The organism is Pseudomonas sp. GW101-3H06, from assembly GCF_059424605.1.
In genome coordinates, this window is the sequence record NZ_JBWKZO010000001.1 from 4,523,900 (window position 1) to 4,544,232 (window position 20,333).

8 protein-coding genes are annotated in these 20,333 nt (G+C 62.7%); 3 read left to right on the forward strand and 5 right to left on the reverse strand.

The annotated features are described in order from the left end of the window. Positions 1-21 precede the first annotated feature (21 nt). The 3 genes from AC07ZE_RS20590 to AC07ZE_RS20600 form a co-directional block, all read right to left on the reverse strand. Entirely contained in the window at positions 22-543 is a 522-nt protein-coding gene (locus AC07ZE_RS20590) for a GNAT family N-acetyltransferase (RefSeq protein ID WP_207266432.1), read from the reverse strand. A gap of 122 nt (positions 544-665) precedes the next feature. Further along, entirely contained in the window at positions 666-1,991 is a 1,326-nt protein-coding gene (locus AC07ZE_RS20595) for an ATP-binding protein (RefSeq protein ID WP_207266433.1), read from the reverse strand. Then, the gene (locus AC07ZE_RS20600; protein ID WP_207266434.1) at positions 1,988-2,668 is read right to left on the reverse strand and encodes a response regulator; all 681 of its coding nucleotides are present in this window, start codon (positions 2,666-2,668) and stop codon (positions 1,988-1,990) included. The genes AC07ZE_RS20595 and AC07ZE_RS20600 overlap by 4 nt, the downstream gene beginning before the upstream one ends. 165 nt (positions 2,669-2,833) lie before the next feature. On the opposite strand from AC07ZE_RS20600, the gene dsbD reads away from it, so the two are divergent. From dsbD to dsbG, 3 genes are read left to right on the forward strand one after another with little or no spacing between them, the layout of a single operon-like run. Then, the gene (gene dsbD / locus AC07ZE_RS20605) at positions 2,834-4,570 is read left to right on the forward strand and encodes a protein-disulfide reductase DsbD (protein WP_207266435.1); all 1,737 of its coding nucleotides are present in this window, start codon (positions 2,834-2,836) and stop codon (positions 4,568-4,570) included. Beyond that, the gene (locus tag AC07ZE_RS20610; protein ID WP_207266436.1) at positions 4,570-5,424 is read left to right on the forward strand and encodes a TlpA disulfide reductase family protein; all 855 of its coding nucleotides are present in this window, start codon (positions 4,570-4,572) and stop codon (positions 5,422-5,424) included. Before dsbD ends, AC07ZE_RS20610 begins: the two co-directional genes overlap by 1 nt. Then, complete coding sequence (dsbG, locus tag AC07ZE_RS20615; RefSeq protein WP_207266437.1) at positions 5,400-6,167, forward strand: thiol:disulfide interchange protein DsbG; 768 nt, start codon at positions 5,400-5,402, stop codon at positions 6,165-6,167. The genes AC07ZE_RS20610 and dsbG overlap by 25 nt, the downstream gene beginning before the upstream one ends. 95 nt (positions 6,168-6,262) lie before the next feature. On the opposite strand, the gene AC07ZE_RS20620 is transcribed toward dsbG, so the two are convergent. Both AC07ZE_RS20620 and AC07ZE_RS20625 read right to left on the reverse strand, forming a co-directional pair. Continuing rightward, the gene (locus AC07ZE_RS20620; RefSeq protein ID WP_207266438.1) at positions 6,263-7,075 is read right to left on the reverse strand and encodes an alpha/beta fold hydrolase; all 813 of its coding nucleotides are present in this window, start codon (positions 7,073-7,075) and stop codon (positions 6,263-6,265) included. Between the two features lie 187 nt (positions 7,076-7,262). Then, positions 7,263-20,258 carry a non-ribosomal peptide synthetase gene (locus AC07ZE_RS20625; protein WP_207266439.1) on the reverse strand — a complete coding sequence of 4,332 codons (12,996 nt, stop codon included), beginning with the start codon at positions 20,256-20,258 and terminating at the stop codon, positions 7,263-7,265. Positions 20,259-20,333: the final 75 nt, after the last annotated feature.

Consider the following 20,333-nt stretch of genomic DNA (forward strand, 5'->3'; position numbering starts at 1 on the left):
TTTTCCTGTTCTGGAAACGCATCAGCGGCCCAAGGATTTACACCCTCGATCAGCTTTCGATGAAGCAGATGTCAGGCCCTTGTGCATGGGGATGGCCCGCAGCCCTGCGACCATGAAGGCTCGGGCGCAAGGCTGATAGCCCAGATGCCGGTAGAACGCTTCGCTGGTGCAAGTGCTATTGAGTCGTGCCTGATGCAGGCCCTGACCGATCAGCCAGCCCTCGAGATCCCGAACCAGCGCTTGCCCGGCACCGCGGCGAAACCATTCCGGTTGCACATAACAGAACGCCACCTTGCCGCTGATCGAGGCCATGGCGACGCCAACCGGTTTGTCGTGCAACAGGGCAATGTTCAGGTACAGCCGCGGGTCGGTGAACCAGGGCTGGATATGTTCGATGCTCTTGTTGTGGGTCCAGGTGGCGACGGTTTGCGGGTGGTTGCGGTGGTCGCGAGCGCAACCGACGCGAATGGAGCGCTCGATGATGCGGCTGATGATACCGGCGTCGGCCGGGATTGCCTTGCGGGTGTGAATCGGTTCGTCCATGGCGCTCTTGCCTCAATCCTTTGAGTGCGAGGAACGATAGTCCTGCGAGGTCCGGGCGGCCAATGGAGAGAGGTTACTTTTGATGTGCAACACAGCTCCCACAAGGAGTGTCGTAATGTTTTTTAGACCGGCTGTAACGGCATGCTCAGCTCAACCCGCAACCCATCCGGCCGGCTGTCGAAACGCAAGGTGCAGCCACAGCGCTGGACGATGGCCTGGACAATCGCCAGGCCGAGGCCGCAACCGGTGCTCTGGCCATTGCGCCAGAATCGTTGGGTCAAATGTTGCAGGTCGTCTTCGGCAATACCCGGTCCGTGGTCGCGCACCACAAACTGCACGCGGTTGTCGGTGGTTTGCAGGCTCAGTTCCACCGGTCCGTCGCCGGGTGTGTGGCGCAGGGCGTTGTCCAGCAGGTTGCGCAGCGCGGCGATCGACAGCACCGCGGGCATCTGCACCGGAGCGTGGGAGAACCTGGCCGGCACCTCGAATCTGATGCGCTGGCGATCACCGCCGGCCGTGTCCTGGATCGCCAGTTTCGCCACTTGTTCGGCGCTGCATTGCACGCCGTCATCGAACGACAGGCTGCCTTCGACCCGCGCCAGCAACAGCAATTGTTCGAGCGTCCGGTGCAGACGGTCGGCGCCCTCCTCGGCTCGGGCCAGGGATTGATCCCGGGCCGCGCCATCGGTCATGCGCGCCACTTGCAGGTGGGTCTTGATGGCAGTCAGCGGGCTGCGCAATTCGTGGGCGGCATCACCGGTGAGCCGGCGTTCGCGCTCGATGGTCTTGCCGATTCGCTGGAACAGCTGATTCTGCGTGTCGAGCAAGGGTTGCAGCTCGCTGGGCAACGGCTGGACCTGCAAGGGCTCCAGGGAGTCGGGGCTACGGCGCATCAAGGCATCGCGCATGCGGTTGAGCGGCGCCAGCCCTTGGCCGATCCCCAGCCACAGCAGACACAAACAACCCAATAGCGCTACGCCCACCGGCACCGAGGCAGCCAGCAGGATCGACATGTTCAGGGCTTCCCGCTCGATCTGCCGATCCGCCGTGGTGATGCGCAAATCACCGCGAGCCAGGGTGAAACTACGCCACGGCGCGCCGTCGATCATTTGATCGTGGAAGCCCATTTTTTCAGCTTCCAGGGTTTGCCCCGGATCGCTGTGACTGCGGGCGAGGATTTCCCCGCGCAACGAGCTGACCTGACAGGCCATGCCACCCGGGAGGTTCAGTTGTTCGGCACTGAAATGGGTGCCTTCGCCCTTGCTCGGCACCGGCGGCAATTGTTCCATCAGCCCGGCGACCATCCGCGCTGAGGCCACCAGGCGCTGGTCGAGGGAAAACATCATCTGATTGCGCAGGTCACTGAGCATCCAGGCCGCCGCCAGCGCCCAGATCAGCGCGAACGCGCCGCCGAGGGTCAGGCTCAGGCGCAAACGCAGACTCATCACTTCGATTGTTCTCCGCCATCGGCCGGACCCAGGCGGTAGCCCAGGCCGCGCACAGTCTCGACGATGCCATTGCCAAGCTTGCGCCGCAGGTGATGGATATGCACGTTGAGGGCGTTGCTCTCCAGCTCGTCGTTGAAACCGTAGACGCTGTCTTTCAATTGTTCGGTGGATAGCACGCGGCCACGGTTATGCAGCAGGGCCTGCAACAGCGACTGTTCGCGGCGCGACAGATCCACCGGCTGGCCGGCAAGCGTGGTTTCGCGGCTGCTCGGATCGTACGTCAGCGCGCCATGCTCGATCAGGTTGACGCTACGCCCCGCCACCCGTCGCAACAGGGTGTGCAGGCGCGCGGCCAATTCGCGCAGATCGAAGGGTTTGAGCAGATAGTCGTCGGCACCGGCCTGCAATCCGTCGACACGATCGGTGACCGAGTCCCGCGCCGTGAGGATCAGCACCGGCAGCTCCAGGCCGTTGTGGCGCAACTGCTGTAGCAACCTCAGACCGTCTTCATCGGGCAGGCCGAGGTCGAGCACCATCACGTCGAACTCTGCCACCTTGAGCATCGCCCGGGCCGCGGACGCCGTGGCCACGTGCTCTACGGTCAGGCCCTGGGCGGTCAGGCCGGCGACGATGCCGCTGGCGATCAACTCATCGTCTTCGCAAACCAATACGTGCATAGGGAGCCTCGTGTAAATAAAGCGGATTAGGCCGTTGAGCGATTAAGCGGACATTATGCCGCAAGCGACGTCACCACAAGCCGGCCACAAGGGCGCCGCGGTTAATCATCGGTTAATCGCCACCGCCCATTGTGCAGCTCACTTGCAAAAGGATAAGGCTTTTCCATGCGTCAACTGCTTCTACTCGTCGCCCTGCTGTTCTGCGGCCTGACCCAGGCCGGCACCAATCCGTTTGAGAGCAAACCCGACTTTCTGCCTGTGGAAAAAGCGTTTGTTTTCACTTCCGAACGCCTTGAATCCGGTGAAACCCAGTTGTTCTGGCAGATTGCCGATGGCTACTACCTGTATCAGAAGCGTTTGAAATTCGATGGATTGCCAGTCGATCAGCATCCCGCGTTGCCGCAGGGCGAATCCCACAGCGACGAGTTCTTCGGTGAACAGCAGGTCTATCGACAGGGCCTGGAACTGAAGATTCCCGCTGGCGCTACCGGGCAGATCAAGGTGGGCTTCCAGGGCTGCGCCGATGCCGGTTTGTGTTATCCGCCGAAGACACAGATCGTGGATCTGGGCGGGAATACTGATGTTTCCGCGACCAACGAAGCACCGGATCAAGCCTTGGCCAGTAACCTGCAACAACGGGCGCTGGGCTGGAGCCTGTTGGTGTTCTTCGGCCTCGGCCTGCTGCTGGCCTTCACCCCTTGCTCGTTGCCGATGCTGCCGATTCTGGCCGGTTTGATCGTCGGCAGTGGTGCTTCGCCCAAGCGCGGTCTGGCCCTGGCCAGCAGTTACGTCGTGAGCATGGCGCTGGTGTACGCGGCGATGGGCGTGCTGGCGGCGCTGCTGGGCGCGAACCTGCAGGCACTGCTGCAAAACCCTTGGTTGCTGGGCAGTTTCGCGGCAGTTTTCGTGCTGCTGGCGTTGCCCATGTTCGGCTTCTTCGAGCTGCAACTGCCGGTGGCCGTGCGTGATCGCCTGGAAAATGTCTCGCGTAATCAGCGCGGCGGCAGCCTGGTCGGCGCCGGTGTGCTGGGCGCCTTGTCCGGCCTGCTGGTCGGCCCTTGCATGACCGCGCCACTGGCTGGCGCCCTGCTCTATATCGCCCAGAGCGGCAATGCGCTGCACGGCGGGCTGATCCTGTTCGCCCTGGGCATCGGCATCGGTGTACCGCTGTTGCTCCTGGTAACCATCGGTAATCGCTTTCTGCCCAAACCCGGTGCCTGGATGAACCTGGTCAAGGGCATCTTCGGTTTCCTGTTCCTTGCCACCGCGTTGTTATTGCTACGCCCGGTGCTGGACGAATCGCTGTGGGTCGGTTTGTGCGGTGCGCTGCTGTTGATCGCAGCCTACAGCGCCTGGAAGCAATCGGACGGTTTTGGCCGAATCGCCCACCTGTTCGGGGCCAGCGCCTTGCTGCTCGGTCTATGGGGCAGCCTGTTGGTGATTGGTGCCGCCGGTGGCAGTGATGATCTGTTCAAGCCGTTGCAGGTATTCCGCGCTTCAAGCTCCGCCGTCGCCGCGGTGCCAACGGGTCATGACGCCTTCACCACCCTCAAGGATCCCGCTGCCCTGCAACGGGAACTCGACGCAGCGCAAGCCCAAGGCCAGTGGGTGTTGCTCGATTACTACGCCGACTGGTGCGTGTCGTGCAAGGTCATGGAAAAACAGGTATTCGGCAAGGCCAAGGTGCTCGAAGCCCTCAGCGATGTGCGCTTGCTCCGACTGGATGTCACCGCCGACAATGCCGCCAGCCGCGAACTGCTCGGACGTTATAAAGTGCCGGGCCCACCGAGTCTGCTGTGGATCGGTGCCGACGGCAGCGAGCGCCGCAGCCAGCGCATCACCGGCGAGGTCGATGCCGAGACTTTCCTGCAACGCTGGACCACCACCCGAGATGCCCGTTAATGCTGACCTTCACCCTCGGCACCTTTGCCATCGCGCTTAACCATCTGCTGCTGATCAGTGCATTGGCACTGGCGACATTCGTCGGCTGGCGGGTGGCCAAGCGCGGTGGCGAGAATCCCGAGTCGGTGCTGTTCAGTCTGTTCCTGATCGGCATGCTTGCGGCACGGATCGGTTTCGTCGTCGTTTACTGGACGCACTATCGCAATGATCCCTGGCAGGTCATCGACTTGCGCGATGGCGGCTTCCTCGCCTGGCCGGGGGTGATCACACTGGTGCTCGCCACGCTGTACCGGAGCTGGCGCCGCCCCGGTTTGCGCCGCCCGTTGGGCTTCGGCGTGGCCAGCGGCCTTGCGTTCTGGCTGCTGGCGACCTTCTCCCTGGGTATTTATGAGCAAGGCACGCGCCTGCCGGACATCACCCTGCGCAACGCCGCCGGCGAAACCGTGCAACTGGCGGACTACAAGGGCGGCCCGCTGGTGATCAATCTGTGGGCCACCTGGTGCCCGCCCTGCCGCCGGGAAATGCCGGTCCTGGAAAACGCCCAGCAACAGCGCCCGGACCTGACGTTCCTGTTCGTCAATCAGGCCGAAAGCATGCAAAGCGTCGCTACTTTTCTGGAAACCCAGGGCCTGAGCCTGTCCAACGTGCTGTTCGACGGCACCGGTCGCCTGGGCCAGGCCGTCGGATCCATGGCACTCCCGACTACGCTGTTCTATAGCCCCGACGGTCGCCTGTTGGGCAGCCATCTGGGCGAACTGTCGCAAGCCAGCCTGGCCCGCGCCCTGGAAAACTTCGATTCCGTACCTGCCACCTCTTCAAGGAAACTGCCATGCCCCGCCTCCGCCACCTGCTGACCCTGACCCTGGGTGCCGCCCTGCTGCACCTGCCGGCGGTGCAGGCTGAAGAGCTGCCCGACGCGATCAAGAAGATCGAAGCCAAAGGCGCGAAAATCGTTGGCCAGTTCGATGCACCCGGTGGCTTGCGCGGTTATGCCGCGCAATACCAGAACCGCGGCATGGCGCTGTACCTGACACCGGATGGCAAGCACGTGCTGCTGGGCAATCTGTACGACGCCGAAGGGAATGACCTGAGCAGTGCCCCCTTGCAAAAACTGGTGTACGCACCGATGGCCAAGGAAGTCTGGGGCAAGATGGAAGCGAGCAACTGGATCGCCGATGGCAACAAGGATGCACCGCGGATCGTCTACATGTTCAGCGACCCGAACTGCCCGTACTGCAACATGTTCTGGGAACAGGCGCGGCCCTGGGTCAAGGCCGGCAAGGTACAACTGCGCCACATCATGGTGGGCATCATCCGCGAAGACAGCCCGGGAAAGTCCGCCGCGCTACTCGCCGCCAAGGACCCGCAAAAGGCCCTGCAAGAACACGAAGCCGCTGGCAAGGGCAGCTCGCTTAAGGCCTTGAAGGATGTGCCGCCGGCGATTCAGGCGAAGCTCGCGGCCAACATGCAATTGATGGAAGAGCTGGAGTTGTCCGCCACCCCGGCGATTTTCTACATGGACAGCAAGGGCGAACTGCAACAGCAGCAAGGGGCGCCTTCGCCGGATAAATTGGCGAAGATTCTCGGGCCGAAGTGATCTCGTCGTCCCCTTCGCGAGCAGGCTCGCTCCCACGAATGAACTGCGATGACCTGTGGGAGCGAGCCCGCTCGTGAAGGGACCGGTAAAAACGACTAATTTTTCCGGGATAAGAACTCCAGCAGCACCTCGGTCACAAACCCCGGATTCTCCAGATTGGAAATATGCCCCGCCTCCGGCACCAGCACACACGGGCAACCAATCAGCCCGGCCATTTCTCGGGCCTCCGAAGGCGGCCGTGGCTTATCCTGATCGCCACAGATCACCAGCGTGGTCGCTGCATCCAGTTCGCCCAGACGCGGCAACAGATCATCGCGGGAAAAGGTAATCCGCCCCATCGGTACAATGCTTTCGCGCAGACGCTCAGGTGGCAAAGCCGCCAGCCTGGCGCGGAAGTCCTGGTACAACGCCGACTGCGGATCGATGCCTGGACGGAAGAAGATCGGCACCACGATATCCAGCAACTGCGGCGCGATTACCCCGGTGTCTTCAATCATCTTGAACAACGAAAAGTAGTACTGACGGGTCGGTTCCGGCTCGACGCCGACATAGGTGTCCATCAGCACCAGCCCGTTGAGTCGTTGCGGTGCCGACAATGCCAGGCGCACGCCCCACATGCCGCCGACCGAAAGGCCGACCAGGGTCACGCGATCGATATCCAGATGATCGAGCAGCACCAATGCCTGGCGGGCGATATCGTCCAGTGACGTCGTACCGGCGGGCAACGGTCCCGATTCACCGTGGCCCCACAGGTCCAGAGCGATCACCCGATACTGTTGCGACAACGCGGCGATCTGCGGCGCCCACATGGCCTGGTCCCACAGGTAACTGCCGGCCAGCAGGACTGCCGGGCCGGTGCCTTGATCGATGTAGTGAAGGGGTTGTCCGTCAATGGTTACGAAAGGCATCGGCGTGGCTCCGTGAGAAAAAGGAGCGGGAAGATTGAGCGGCTGACGGTTCGCAGTCAATCGCACGATTGTATGCGCCTGTACCCATGCATTCGCGGGCAGGCTCGCTCCCACATTTGACCTGTATTCGCAGTCCAAATGTGGGAGCGAGCCTGCTCGCGAAGGGGCCGGTACTGGCGCTAGAGCATCAAAGCCCCTCCAGCTCCGCCATCAGATCATTCAACCGATCCACCTTCTCCTCGGTGATGTCGCTGGCGGCCAATCCGTCGATGTACCCCGCCAGCTCCTCCACCGTGCTGCACTCGAACATCGCCCGCAGCGGCACGTCCCGTTGCAGGGTTTTCTGCACGCGTGAGGCGATTTGCGTGGCCAGCAGCGAATGCCCGCCCAGTTCGAAGAAGTTGTCGCGGATGCCGACTTTCTCCACCTTCAGCACTTGGGCCCAGATCGCGGCCAAAGTCTGCTCCAGGTCATTGCGCGGTGCGGCATAGTCCTGGCTCTGCAACTGGCCGATGTCCAGCGCCGGCAGGGCCTTGCGGTCAAGTTTGCCGTTGGCGTTAAGTGGCATCCTGTCGAGCCACAACCAGTGCAGCGGGACCATGTATTCCGGCAATTCGGCGCGCAGGCGTTGCTTGATGCGTTCCAGACGTTCAGCCGGATTGAGCACTGAATCAGCAGATACCAAATAGCCAACCAGGTGTTTGCCGTTCCCCCCTTCCTGCACTCCCACCGCCGCATCGCGGACCTCCGGCTGTTCATGCAGACGCGCTTCGATTTCACCGAGTTCGATGCGATAGCCGCGAATCTTCACCTGATGGTCGATACGCCCTACATACTCCAGAACACCGTCACTGCGACGGCGGGCCAGGTCGCCCGTGCGGTACAGGCGATCCCCCGGCGCACCGAACGGGTTCGGCACAAACACCTGGGCGGTGCGCAGCGGGTCACTGACATAACCGCGCCCGACCCCGGTACCGGCAACACACAACTCACCCACCGCACCCAGCGGCACCAGTTCCAGCGCGACATCGAGCAGGTACAAACGGTTGTTATCAGTCGGCGTGCCAATAGGCAAATAACTGCCGCGGGTCGAGGCCATGTCGACACGGAAGAACGCCACGTCATCCGAGCATTCCGCCGGCCCGTAGGCGTTCACCAGCCCGATATCGGGATAACGCAACAGCCATTGGTGCGCCAGTTCCGGCGGCATCGCCTCACCGGTCGGCAGCATCCAGCGCAGGCCGTCAAGGCTCATGCGCTCCTGGGCGAGCATGCCCTGGATCAGCGACGGCACGCTTTCCAGTACGGTGATGCCCTGGTTCTGCACATGGGCCAACAGGCCCTGTGGATCGTGGGCGATGGTATTGGGCACGATGTCCACCCGCGCGCCGAACAACGGCGCGGCGAGGAACTGCCAGACCGAAATATCGAAGCTTTGCGACGCGGTCTGGGCGATCACGTCGGCCTCGCCCAGGTTCAGGTACGGCACCTTGCTCAACTGGTTATTGAGCATGCCGCGCTGTTCGACCATCACACCTTTGGGCAAACCGGTGGAACCGGAGGTGTAGATCACGTAGGCCAGATTGTCCGGGCCACTGTAGATGCCCGGGTTGGCCACCGATGCATCGCTCGCCTGCACCTCTTCCCACACCAGCAACTTCGGTCGATTGGCGCAACCGAACTCATCCAGCAACGCCAGCGCTTGCTCACGGCAGGCCTGGGTGCAGACCAGCAGCGGCGTGCGGCTGAGATCGATGATGCGGCTCAGGCGCTGGCTCGGCAGCCCCGGATCCAGCGGCAGATACCCCGAGCCCGCCTTGAAGCTGCCGATGATCATGCCGAGCAGATCGAGATTACGCTCAGCCAGCAACGCGACCGGTTGATCCACACCAACACCCGCAGCGATCAAGGCGTGACCGAGCCGGTTACTGCGCTGGTTCAGCTCCAGGTAGCTGTGCTGCTGATCCAGGCAGCTCGCAACTATGCGTTGTGGATGCGCGGCTACCTGCGCTTCGAACAACGCCACGTAGCTCTGCTCCAGCGGATAGTCATGCTCGCTCTGGTTGCAGCCATGGACCAGGAAGTCCTGTTCCTCGCCCCCCAGCAATGGCAGGTCGGCCATGTCCTCGTGGAAGCCTTCGACCAACGCCAGCAGCAGTCGCTTGAACTCGCCGAGCAGGCGTTCGACCGTGGGCTCGTCGAAGTAACGCTGGTCGTAAGACAGGTGCAGCCCAAGGTCATCCCCCGGATAGCACACCGCCGTCAGCGGGAAGTTGGTGTGGGTGCGGCCCGAATCCGAGGTGGCGTTGAGGCTTTGTGCGCGGTCCAGCACCGAGACTTCCACCGGGGCGTTTTCGAACACGAACAGGCTGTCGAACAGCGGCTGACCTTTGGGCAGCTCACTCTGCTCCTGGATGTTCACCAGCGGCAGGTACTCGTACTCGCGCAACTGCATGTTGCTGTCGAGCAACCCCGTCAGCCACTGACGCACACTGCAACGCTGATCGTCCTCCGGCATCTTCACTCGCAGCGCGATGCTGTTGATGAACAGGCCGACGGTGCGCTGCATTTGCGGCATGTCCACCGGACGCCCGGCCACCGTGACGCCGAACAGCACGTCTCGATCGCCGCTCAGGCGTCGCAGCACCAAAGCCCACGCTGCCTGGGCGAACGTATTGATGGTCAGTTGATGGGCCTGGGCCAGTTCGCGCAATTGTGCACCGTCACGGGCGTCTAGCCTTGTGTAGCGGTCGCCGACAATCATGCCGCCGCTGTCGCCGGCATGTTCACGCAGGAACGGTCGGTCGCTCGGGATCGGTGTGGTCCGTTCGAAGCCCTGCAAGTTGGTTTTCCACCACTGCCGTGCTTCGTCCAGGTTCTGGCGTTGCAACCAGCCGATGTAGTCGCGATAGCGCGGCGGTACGGCCAGCTGGATTTCCCGGCCTTCGCCGAGGGCGCTGTAGATTTCGAAGAAATCGTTCATCAGCAACGAACGGCACCAGGCATCGATGAGGATGTGGTGGTTGCTCATCAGGAACCAGTAACGCGCCGCGCCGACCCGGATCAGGCGCAGGTGGAACGGTGCCTGATTGAGCAGATCGAACCCGGCTTCGCGCTCGGTCTTGAGCAAGGTTTGCAGCCTGGCTTCCTGCTTGGCCTCCTGCTCGGCGCCGGCAAGATCGCTCCAGTCCAGGTATTCAATCGCCGTGCTGCCCGGCTTGTGGATAACCTGCAGCATGTCTTCGCCGATGTTCCAGCAGAATGACGCACGCAAGGCTTCATGACGGGCGATCACCGCTTGCCAGGCCTGGGCGAAGCGCTGCGGATCAAGCTCGCTGTTGATGCGGTAGCGGTCCTGCATGTAGTACAGGCCGGTGCCCGGCTCCAGCAAGGTGTGCAGCAACATGCCTTCCTGCATCGGGGTCAGCGGATAGACGTCTTCGATGACCGAGGCCGGCACCGGCAGCGCATCGAGTTGTGTCTGGCTCAGTTTCGCCAGCGGGAAGTCCGACGGCGTCAGGCCGCCCGCGTCATCCGCCAGGCAATGCTCGATCAGGTTCTGCAACTCGCCCACGTAAGCGTCGGCCAGATCGCGGATGGTTTGCGGATCAAAGCGTTCGGCGCTGAAAGTCCAGCGCAGTACCAGTTCACCGCCGTAGACCTGACCGTCGACGCTCAACTCGTTGGGCAACGGCGCCCGCGGATCGTGGGCCGCGCCGATGGCTTCATCCAGCGGACGGAACAACGCCTCGGCACCGAAGCTCTGGTCGAACTGCCCCAGGTAGTTGAAGGTGATCGGCGCCACCGGCAACGCGGCCATGCGCTGACGGCTCAGATCATCGGCGAGATAACGCAGCACACCGTAACCCAGGCCCTTATGCGGCACGGCACGCAGTTGCTCCTTGATCGCCTTGATCGAGTCCCCCTGCTCTGGCGCGGGTGTCAGGCGCAGTGGATAAGCGCTGGTGAACCAACCGACGGTGCGGGTCAGGTCGATCTCGTCGAACAGCGCTTCGCGGCCATGACCTTCCAGTTGAATCAACGCCGATTCGTGACCACTCCAGCGGCACACAACACGGGCCAGCGCGGTCAGCAACAGGTCGTTGACCTGGGTGCGATAAGCGCTCGGTGCCTGTTGCAGCAATTGCCGGGTGCGCTTGCTATCGAGGCGCACGCTGACGGTGTGCGCATGGCGGTTCTGTCGGCCGCCCTCGGGGCGTTCGCACGGCAAATGCGCATTCGGCCCTGCCAGTTGCGCCTGCCACCAGCCCAGTTCTTCTCGCAGGGATTCGCTGCCGGCATAGGCTTGCAAGCGTGCGGCCCAGTCCTTGAACGCGCTGGTTTTCGCCGGCAGTTTCACCACCTGCTGTGCGTCGAGTTGGCGATACACGCGTTGCAGGTCGTCCAGCAGCACACGCCATGAAACCCCGTCCACCACCAGGTGGTGAATGGCGATGAACAGCCGTTGCTGCCCCTCGGGGCCATCGACCAGCAGCACGCGCATCAGCGGTCCTTCTGCAAGGTCGAGGCTGCGCTGGGCGTCGGCGAACAGGGCGGCACATTTGTCCATGGACAACACGCGCACTTGCCACAACACCGGCGTATCGGAAATTGCCTGATGCTCGGCATGCCATTGACCAGCGACTTCACTGAAGCGCAGGCGCAAGGCATCGTGTTGTTCAATCAGCGCCAGCAACGCCTGCTCGAGGCGATGGGGTTCCAGCGTCATGGTCGGTTGCAGCAACAACGCCTGGTTCCAGTGCTGGCGCTGCGGGATGTCGGTGTCGAAGAACCAGTGCTGGATCGGCGTCAGGCGCGATTGGCCGGTGAGCAATCCCTGATCGGCAATGACCTGCTCGGTGCGAGTTGCCATGACCGCGAGGGTCTGCACGGTCTGGTGCTGGAACAGGTCTCGCGGGCTGAAGTGAATGCCTTGCTGCCGCGCGCGGCTGACCACCTGGATCGACAGGATCGAGTCGCCGCCGAGTTCGAAGAAGTTGTCGTTGAGACCGACCTGTTCGACGTTGAGCACTTCGCACCAGATCTGCGCCAGGGTCACCTCAAGTTCGTTGCTCGGTGCCACGTACTGTTGGCGGTTCAGCTCCGGGTCCGGTGCCGGCAACGCACGGCGATCGAGCTTGCCGTTAGCGGTCAGCGGCATACTGGCCAGCAGGATCAGATGCGTGGGCACCATGTAGTCCGGCAGTTGCGCCTTGAGGTGTGACTTGAGGGCTTCGCGCAGGTCGGCCTGTTGCACTTCGCCTTGCTCGGCAACGTTCGTTACCAGATAGCCAACCAGTTGTTTGCCGCTCGGTGCATCGAGTGCCAATACAACCGCTTCACGCACCGACTCATGGTCCAGCAGGCGGGTTTCGATTTCACCCAGCTCAATGCGGAAACCACGGATTTTCACTTGATGGTCGATCCGGCCCAGGTATTCCACCAATCCATCGGCACGCTGGCGCACCAGGTCACCGGTGCGGTACATGCGCCCGCCATTGGCCGCGAACGGATCGGCGACAAAGCGTTCGGCGGTGATGCCCGCACGCTCGTGATACGCCTGGGCCAAGCCAGCACCGCCGACGAACAACTCACCCGTCGCGCCTTGTGGCACCAGGGCCAGATCGGCGTCAAGAATGTACGCCACGCGGGCGCCGATCACGCTGCCGATCGGCACGCTGCCGGTTCCCTCCTCCAACACCTCGGGCGCGAGACTGGCCAGCGGCATGACCACGGTTTCAGTCGGGCCGTAGGCATTGAAGAACAGGCTCGGCTTGAACGCCGCGCGAATCCTCTGCAAGTGTTCCCCGGTCAGTGCTTCACCGCCGGTGATGATCATGCGTACCGGCAGGATTTCGTATTTCGTCGCCAACCACTGCGCCAACTGGCTGCCGTAGCTTGGGGTGAACCCCAAAATGCTGATGCGATGGGTGCGGATCAATCCACAGATTTCTTCAGCATCCCATTGGCCCTGGGCACGCAACACTACCTGCGCACCGCTGAGCAGTGGTACCAGCAGGCGCTCGGTGGCGGCGTCGAAGTTGATCGAATAGAAATGCAGCTCGCAATCATCCGGGCGCATGCCGAAGCGCTCAATCACGGCGCGGCAGTGCATGGCGATTTCACCGTGGGACACCACCACGCCTTTGGGCTTGCCGGTGGAACCCGAGGTGTAGATCAGGTAAGCCTGATGTTGCGGCAGGCTGAGCAATGGCAGCTCGGTGGTCGGGTAATGGGCCAGTTCGGGGGCGTCCTCTTCAAGGCACCAACGGGCCACGGTGGATGGCAACTCACCCAGCGCCTTGAACATCGCCGCATCGCTGAGCAGCAAGCCAATGCCGCTGTCCTCGATCATGTAATGCAGGCGATCGAGCGGGTATTCCGGGTCCAGCGGCACGTAGGCGCCACCGGCCTTGAGGATCGCCAGCAGGCCGACCACCATGTCCAGCGAACGCTCCAGCGCCAGGCCCACGCGCACCTGCGGCCTGACGCCACGTTCGCGCAGCGCCCAGGCCAGGCGATTGGCGCGGCTGTCGAGTTCGGCGTAGCTGAGGGTTTGCCCGGCGAAGGTCAGTGCCGGCGCGTCCTTGCGCACCAGCGCCTGCTCGGCAAACAGATGATGGATGCACTGATCGAGGCGATGCTCGCCCGGCTCGACACCAAGGCTGTCGAGCAGTTGTTGCTGTTCCGGCGCATCGAGCAGCGGCAGTTCGCTCAGACGTTGCTGCGGATCGGTGATCAGCGCTTGCAGCAGGTTGCGCCAATGTCTGGCCATGCGCGCGATGCGCGGCTCGTCGAACAGATCGGTGCTGTAGGTCAGGCAGCAGCCCAGGCGTTGGTCGAGGTCGGTGACTTCAAGGTTGAGGTCGAACTTGGTCGCGCGGGCATCGTTGGCCAGGTACTCCACCTTCATGCCGGCGAGTGTGCGGCTCTGCTGGAATTCCCAGCGCTGCACGTTGCACATCACTTGGAACAACGGGTTGTAGGCGGCGCTGCGCGGTGGTTGCAAGGCCTCCACCAGATGATCGAATGGCAGGTCCTGATGGGACTGGCCTTCGATCACGGTGTGGCGCACCTGCTCGAACAACTCGCCGACCGACATCTGGCCATCGAGCTGGCAGCGCAACACCTGGGTGTTGAGGAACGCGCCGATCAGCCCTTCGCTTTCCGGGCGGATGCGGTTGGCCACCGGCGCGCCGATGCGCAGGTCGGTCTGACCGCTATAGCGATAAAGCAGCACAGCCAGCGCGGCGGTCATGGTCATGAACAGTGTCAGGCCCTGTTGCGCATTGAAGGCACGGACCCGCGCCGCCAGATCATCACTCAAGTCGAAACGGAACAGTTCGCCCTGATAGCTTTGCACCGGTGGGCGCGGACGGTCACCGGGCAACTCCAGCAACGGATGTTCGCCGCCCAGCTGCGCAGTCCAATAGTCGAGCTGGCGTTGACGTTCGCCGGACTCCAGCCACTGGCGCTGCCAGACGCTGTAGTCCAGGTACTGCACCGGCAACGGCGCCAGCGGCGATTCGCGGTCGTCGACGAAGGCTTCGTACAGTACGCTGAGTTCCCGGGCGAAAATGTCCATCGCCCAACCTTCGGTGACGATGTGGTGCAGGGTCAGCACGAAATAGTGTTCTTGCCCGGCGGTCTTGACCAGACAAGCACGCAGCAGCGGACCGGTTTCCAGGTCGAACGGCAGGTGCGCTTCATCGTCAGCCAGTTGCTGCACGCGCTGCTCGCGGTCGTCAATGGACAACGTCGAGAAATCCTTGCAATCCATGCGCACACCCGTCTCGGCATGCACCTGCTGACGGGCCACGCCGTCGACGCTCGGAAAGGTGGTGCGCAGGGTTTCGTGGCGCAGGATCAGCGCCTGCAGCGCCGCCTCGAAACGCCCGACATCCAATACCCCGCGCAGACGCGCCATGCCGCCGACGTTGTAGGCCGGGCTGTCCGGTTCCATTTGCCAGAGGAACCACATGCGCTGCTGGGAATAGGACAGCGGCACCGGTTGATGACGATCGACCTTTTCAATTGGCGGCTGTTTGTTGGTGTGGCCGCTGGCCTGGATCAGGCGGATCTGTTCGGCAAACGCGCCGAGTTCACTGTGCTCGAACAGCGCACGCAGCGGCAACTCGACGTCACAGGCCTGACGGGTACGGGAGATGATTTGCGTGGCCAGCAACGAATGACCGCCGAGGGCGAAGAAATCGTCGCGCAGGCCGATTTGTTCCAGCCCCAGCACTTCGCGCCAGATGCCGGCGATTTGTTGTTCCAGTTCAGTCACCGGTTCAACGTGTTCACGCACCTGCCACTGCGGTTCCGGCAGGGCGCGACGGTCGACTTTACCACTCGGGCTGAGGGGCATTTGCACCAGGCGCATCAGTTGCGCCGGGACCATGTACTCCGGTAGTTCGGCGGCCAGTGCGGTTTTCAGATGCGCGGTTTGAGCCTCTTCGGTTTCGGTGGCGTCAGTGGCGGTGTAATAGCCGATAAGCTGTGCACCGGCCGCGGTTTCGCGCACCAGCACCACGGCCTGGGCGACGCCCTCCCGGGCCAGCAGACGCGCTTCGATTTCTTCCGGTTCGACGCGAAAGCCCCGCAACTTGACCTGCTGATCGAGACGACCGAGGTATTCGATCACGCCGTCCGCCGTCCAGCGTGCACGGTCGCCGGTGCGATACAGCCGCGCCCCCTGTTCACCCAGTGGGTCGACCACGAAACGTTCGGCGGTCAGCGCCGGACGACCAAGGTAACCACGGGCCAGGCCAATGCCACTGATGCACAGTTCACCCGGCACACCGACCGGCACCGGATTGAATTCGCTATCCAGCACGCGGCAGACCACGTTGCCCAGCGGCCGGCCAATCGGCGAACGCTCGCCATCGGCGCTGCTGCAGTGCCAATGAGTGACGTTGATCGCGGTTTCAGTCGGGCCATAGCGATTGTGCAGTTGCACCGCCGGCAGGTGTGCCAGCACGCGATTGCGCAATTCGGCGGGCAAGGCTTCGCCGCCGGAGAACACACGACGCAAACTCGTGCATTCGGCGCTCAGCGGTTCGTCGATGAACAGTGAAAGCAGCGGTGGCACGAAGTGCAGCGTGGTCACGCCAAAGGCTTGAACAAGCTGCGCGATGCGATGTGGATCGCGATGTTCACCGGGGCCGGCGATCAGCAGGCGCGCGCCGGTGATCAGTGGCCAGAAGCATTCCCAGACTGACACGTCGAAACTGATCGGCGCCTTCTGCATCAGCACGTCGCTGTCGTTCAAGCGATAAGTGTTCTGCATCCATTGCAGACGTTCGGCCAAGGCTGCGTGGGTATTACCGACACCTTTTGGTTGGCCGGTCGAACCGGAGGTGTAAATCACATAGGCCAGGTTGTCGCCGTGCAAATGGAGGCCTGGCGCATGGCTCGGCCAGTTTTCCAGATGCAGGGTGTCCATGGCGATCACGCTGACGCCATCGGTGGCCGGCAAGCGGTCGAGCAAAGCGGTCTGGGTCAGCAGCAACTCGACGCCACTGTCGCTGAGCATGTAGACCAGACGCTCGGCGGGGTAATCCGGGTCCAGAGGCACGTAGGCGCCACCGGCCTTGATGATCGCCAGCAGGCCGATCAGCAGTTGCGGCGAACGCTCGGCGGCGATGGCTACGCAGGTATCCGGACCGACACCTTTGTCGCGCAGGTAATGAGCCAGGCGATTGGCCTGGGTGTGCAGTTCGGCGAAGTCCAGGCTGCCGCCGTCCCACAACAGTGCGGTACGCTCCGGCGTCTGGCGTGCCTGTTCGTTGAGCAGCGCCGGCAGCCACTGTTGCGCCGGTTCGCACGGGGTAACGCCCCAGGTGTTTTGCTGTTCGTGTTCGGTCGACGTCAGCAACTGCAGGTCGCCGACAGCGGTGGCCGGTTGCGCACATATGGCTTGTAGCAGATGGCTGAAATGCGCGGCCAGACGCTCAATGGTCGCGGCGTCGAACAACTCGTCGGCATAGTCGAAGGACAACGTCAGGCGACCGTTGCGATCCTCTTCGCTGTGCAGTTGCAGATCGAACTTGGCTTCACGGCTGTGCCACGGCAGCTCTTCAGCGAGCAACCCCGGCAGGCGTTTCAAGGCGCTGAGGTCACGCTGCTGATGGTTGAACATGATCTGGAACAAGCCTTGTTCACGCGCCTGTGGGAAGGCTTCGAGCAATTGTTCGAACGGCAGATCCTGATGCGCCTGCGCGCCCAACGCGGCCTGACGGGTTTGCCCCAGCAATTCGATGAATGGCAGCCGCGAATCCACCTCGGCGCGCAGCACCTGGGTGTTGATGAAGAACCCGATCAGGCCTTGGGTTTCCAGACGCGGGCGGTTGGCATTGGGCACGCCGATGCGGATGTCGCGCTGACCGCTGTAGCGATGCAACAGGGTCTGGAACGCGGCGAGCAACAACATGAAGGATGTCGACTCATGGGTCTGGGCAGTCTGGCGAATGGCCTCGCTCAGGGGCGCGCCCAGACGCACGGTGTGACGGGCGGCGCTGTGATTCTGCCTGGCGGAACGCGGATGATCGGTGGCCAGTTCAAGCGTCGGGTGCTCGTCACCCAATTGCGCTTTCCAGTAAGCCAGTTGCCTCTGGCCCTCACCTTGTGCCAGCCATTGGCGCTGCCAGCTGCCGTAATCGGCGTATTGCGTGGGCAATGAAGCGAGCGCTGCCTGCTGCCCTTGGCAGGCCGCCGTGTACAGCCGCGAGAACTCGTCGATCAGTACGTTCAGCGACCAACCGTCGGCGATGATGTGGTGCATCGTCACCAACAGCTGATGATCTTCGTCATCCAGGCGCACCAGCGTTACCCACAGCAACGGGCCATTTTCCAGATCGAACTGGGTGCGAGCCTCGTCCTCGCGGATTTGCCGAGCGCGAGCTTCACGCTCGCAGAGCGGCAGATCACTGATGTCGATCAGTTGCAGATTGAACGCGCCTGCGGCTTGGACCTGTTGCAAGGCCACGCCGTCGCGCTCGAAGAACCGCGTGCGCAGGGATTCGTGGCGCTCGATCAATTGCTGGAAGCTGATGCGCAGGGCGTCTTCGTCCAGCTCGCCGCGCAGGCGCAAGGCACCGGGAATGTTGTAGGCGCTGCTTTGCGGATCAAGTTGCCAGGTTATCCACAGACGGTTTTGCGCCAGCGATTGCGGCATCGCATCGGTGCCCGACAACGCGGTGATTTCGCCTTGGGCGCTGCCGCCGTCTTGTTGTTGCTGTGCCACGGCGGCGGCGAACGCAGCCAGGGTCGGTGCTTCGAACAGCAGGCGCAGGTTCAGCTCCAGGCCCAGTTCATCACGCACCCGGGCGATCACTTGCGTGGCGGCGATCGAGTTGCCGCCGAGCAGGAAGAAATGATCGTCGGCGCTGACCTGATTGACGTTCAATTGTTCGGCCCAGATCTGGCCGATCCGTGCTTCCAGTTCGCAGGCAGATGCCGTCGATTCTTGGTTTTCAGTGGTGGCCGACGGGAACACCGCATAGCTGTCGAGGCTGCCGTCCGCCAGGCGATTGCGGCACGCCGAGCGTTGTAACTTGCCGCTGGAGGTCTTGGGCAAGGCGCCCGGATTGAGCAGCACCACCACACTCGGTGCTTCCTGATAGGCCTCGGCCACGGCCTGGCGAATGGCTTTGATCAGGGCTTCGGGCGGCAGGACTTTTCGCACGCTACGGCTGATTTCCGCAGCGATGCCGATGCCTTCCTGACCCCCGATGTTCACCGCGAACGCGGCAACGCGCCCTTTGCGCACCACCTCCACTTCACGCTCGACGGTTTGCTCGATGTCCTGTGGATAAAGGTTGTGCCCGCGCACGATCAGCAGGTCTTTCAGGCGACCGGTGATGAACAGTTCACCGCCGCGCATGAAGCCCAGATCACCGGTGCGCAGCCAGGTCCGGCCGGCGTGCTGAACGAAAGTCTTGGCGGACGCCTCGGGGTTGCGCCAGTAGCCGTGGGCGATGCTCGGGCCGGTGGCCCAGACTTCGCCCACCGCGTTGTCCGCCAGCTCGCCGAGCGATGCAGGGTCGATGATCAGCACCCCATGATCGGGCTGGCTGATGCCGCAACTCATGATCGCGCTGCCCTCGCCCATTTGTGCACGGTTCTGCGCCAGGGCTTGATCGTCGACACGCAGGTTGCCGATACCTTGACCGCGCGCAGTACCGGCCACGAAAAGCGTAGCTTCAGCCAAACCGTAAGAGGCCATGAAACTGTCCTCTGTGAAACCGCAGCGGGCGAACTTCCGGGCAAAGCGCTCCAGGGTGTCGAGGCGAATCGGCTCGGACCCGGAATACGCCACACGCCAGCGGCTCAGGTCGAGTCGCTCCAGCGCCGACTCGCTGACCCGCTCGCTGCACAAGCGATAGGCAAAATCCGGCCCGCCACTGATAGTGCCGCCGTACTCGCTGATCGCTTCCAGCCAGCGCAATGGCCGGCCGAGAAAGTACGCCGGCGACATCAACACGCACGGCACACCGCTGAAAATCGGTTGCAACAGGCCGCCGATCAAGCCCATGTCGTGGTACAGCGGCAGCCAGCTGACGATCACGTCGTCGGGATTGAGGTCGATGCCGAAACCGTGGCGGATCAACAGCTCGTTCGCCACCAGATTGCCGTGACTGACTTGCACGCCTTTGGGTAACGCGGTGGAGCCGGAGGTGTATTGCAGAAAGGCAATGTCATCATCTTGCAGGTCCGGCTCGAACCAGCGCTCGGCCAGCGCATTGTCGAGCGTGTCGACACACAGCAGCGGCGGTGCACCTTCAATCTGCAGCAGTGCATCGCGCAGGCCGGCGCTGGTCAACAACAGACGCGGCTCGGCATCGCCGATGATCGACAGCAGGCGCTCCTGATGATGCCGGCGCGTCGACTCCGGTGGGTAAGCCGGCACGGCGATGACCCCGGCATACAAGCAGCCAAAGAACGCCGCGACGTAATCCGGGCCGCTGGGAAACAACAGCACCGCGCGATCACCCAAACCGGCTTCGGCCTGCAGCGCACCGGCAATAATCCGCGCTCGCTGATCCAGCTCACGATAACTGAGCACCACAGCCTGATCCTCGCTTTCGGCGAGAAAACGCAAGGCCAGCCGATCCGGCGTCAGGACCGCGCGGCGCTGAAGGGCTTGGACCAGTGTGCCGGGGATTTCGAATGCGTCGGTCATGAGGTTTCCTGCCTGAATTCGGCTTGCAAATAAAATCGGTTTTTTTTGGGAGCGAGCCTGCTCGCTCCCACGGAC

Excerpts from the sequence above, each read along its gene's own strand:
- AC07ZE_RS20590 (WP_207266432.1), bottom strand. The coding sequence starts at position 543 with ATGGACGAACCGATTCACACCCGCAAGGCAATCCCGGCCGACGCCGGT.
- AC07ZE_RS20600 (WP_207266434.1), bottom strand. The coding sequence starts at position 2,668 with ATGCACGTATTGGTTTGCGAAGACGATGAGTTGATCGCCAGCGGCATC.
- dsbD (WP_207266435.1), top strand. The coding sequence starts at position 2,834 with ATGCGTCAACTGCTTCTACTCGTCGCCCTGCTGTTCTGCGGCCTGACC.
- AC07ZE_RS20610 (WP_207266436.1), top strand. The coding sequence starts at position 4,570 with ATGCTGACCTTCACCCTCGGCACCTTTGCCATCGCGCTTAACCATCTG.
- dsbG (WP_207266437.1), top strand. The coding sequence starts at position 5,400 with ATGCCCCGCCTCCGCCACCTGCTGACCCTGACCCTGGGTGCCGCCCTG.
- AC07ZE_RS20620 (WP_207266438.1), bottom strand. The coding sequence starts at position 7,075 with ATGCCTTTCGTAACCATTGACGGACAACCCCTTCACTACATCGATCAA.
- AC07ZE_RS20625 (WP_207266439.1), bottom strand. The coding sequence starts at position 20,258 with ATGACCGACGCATTCGAAATCCCCGGCACACTGGTCCAAGCCCTTCAG.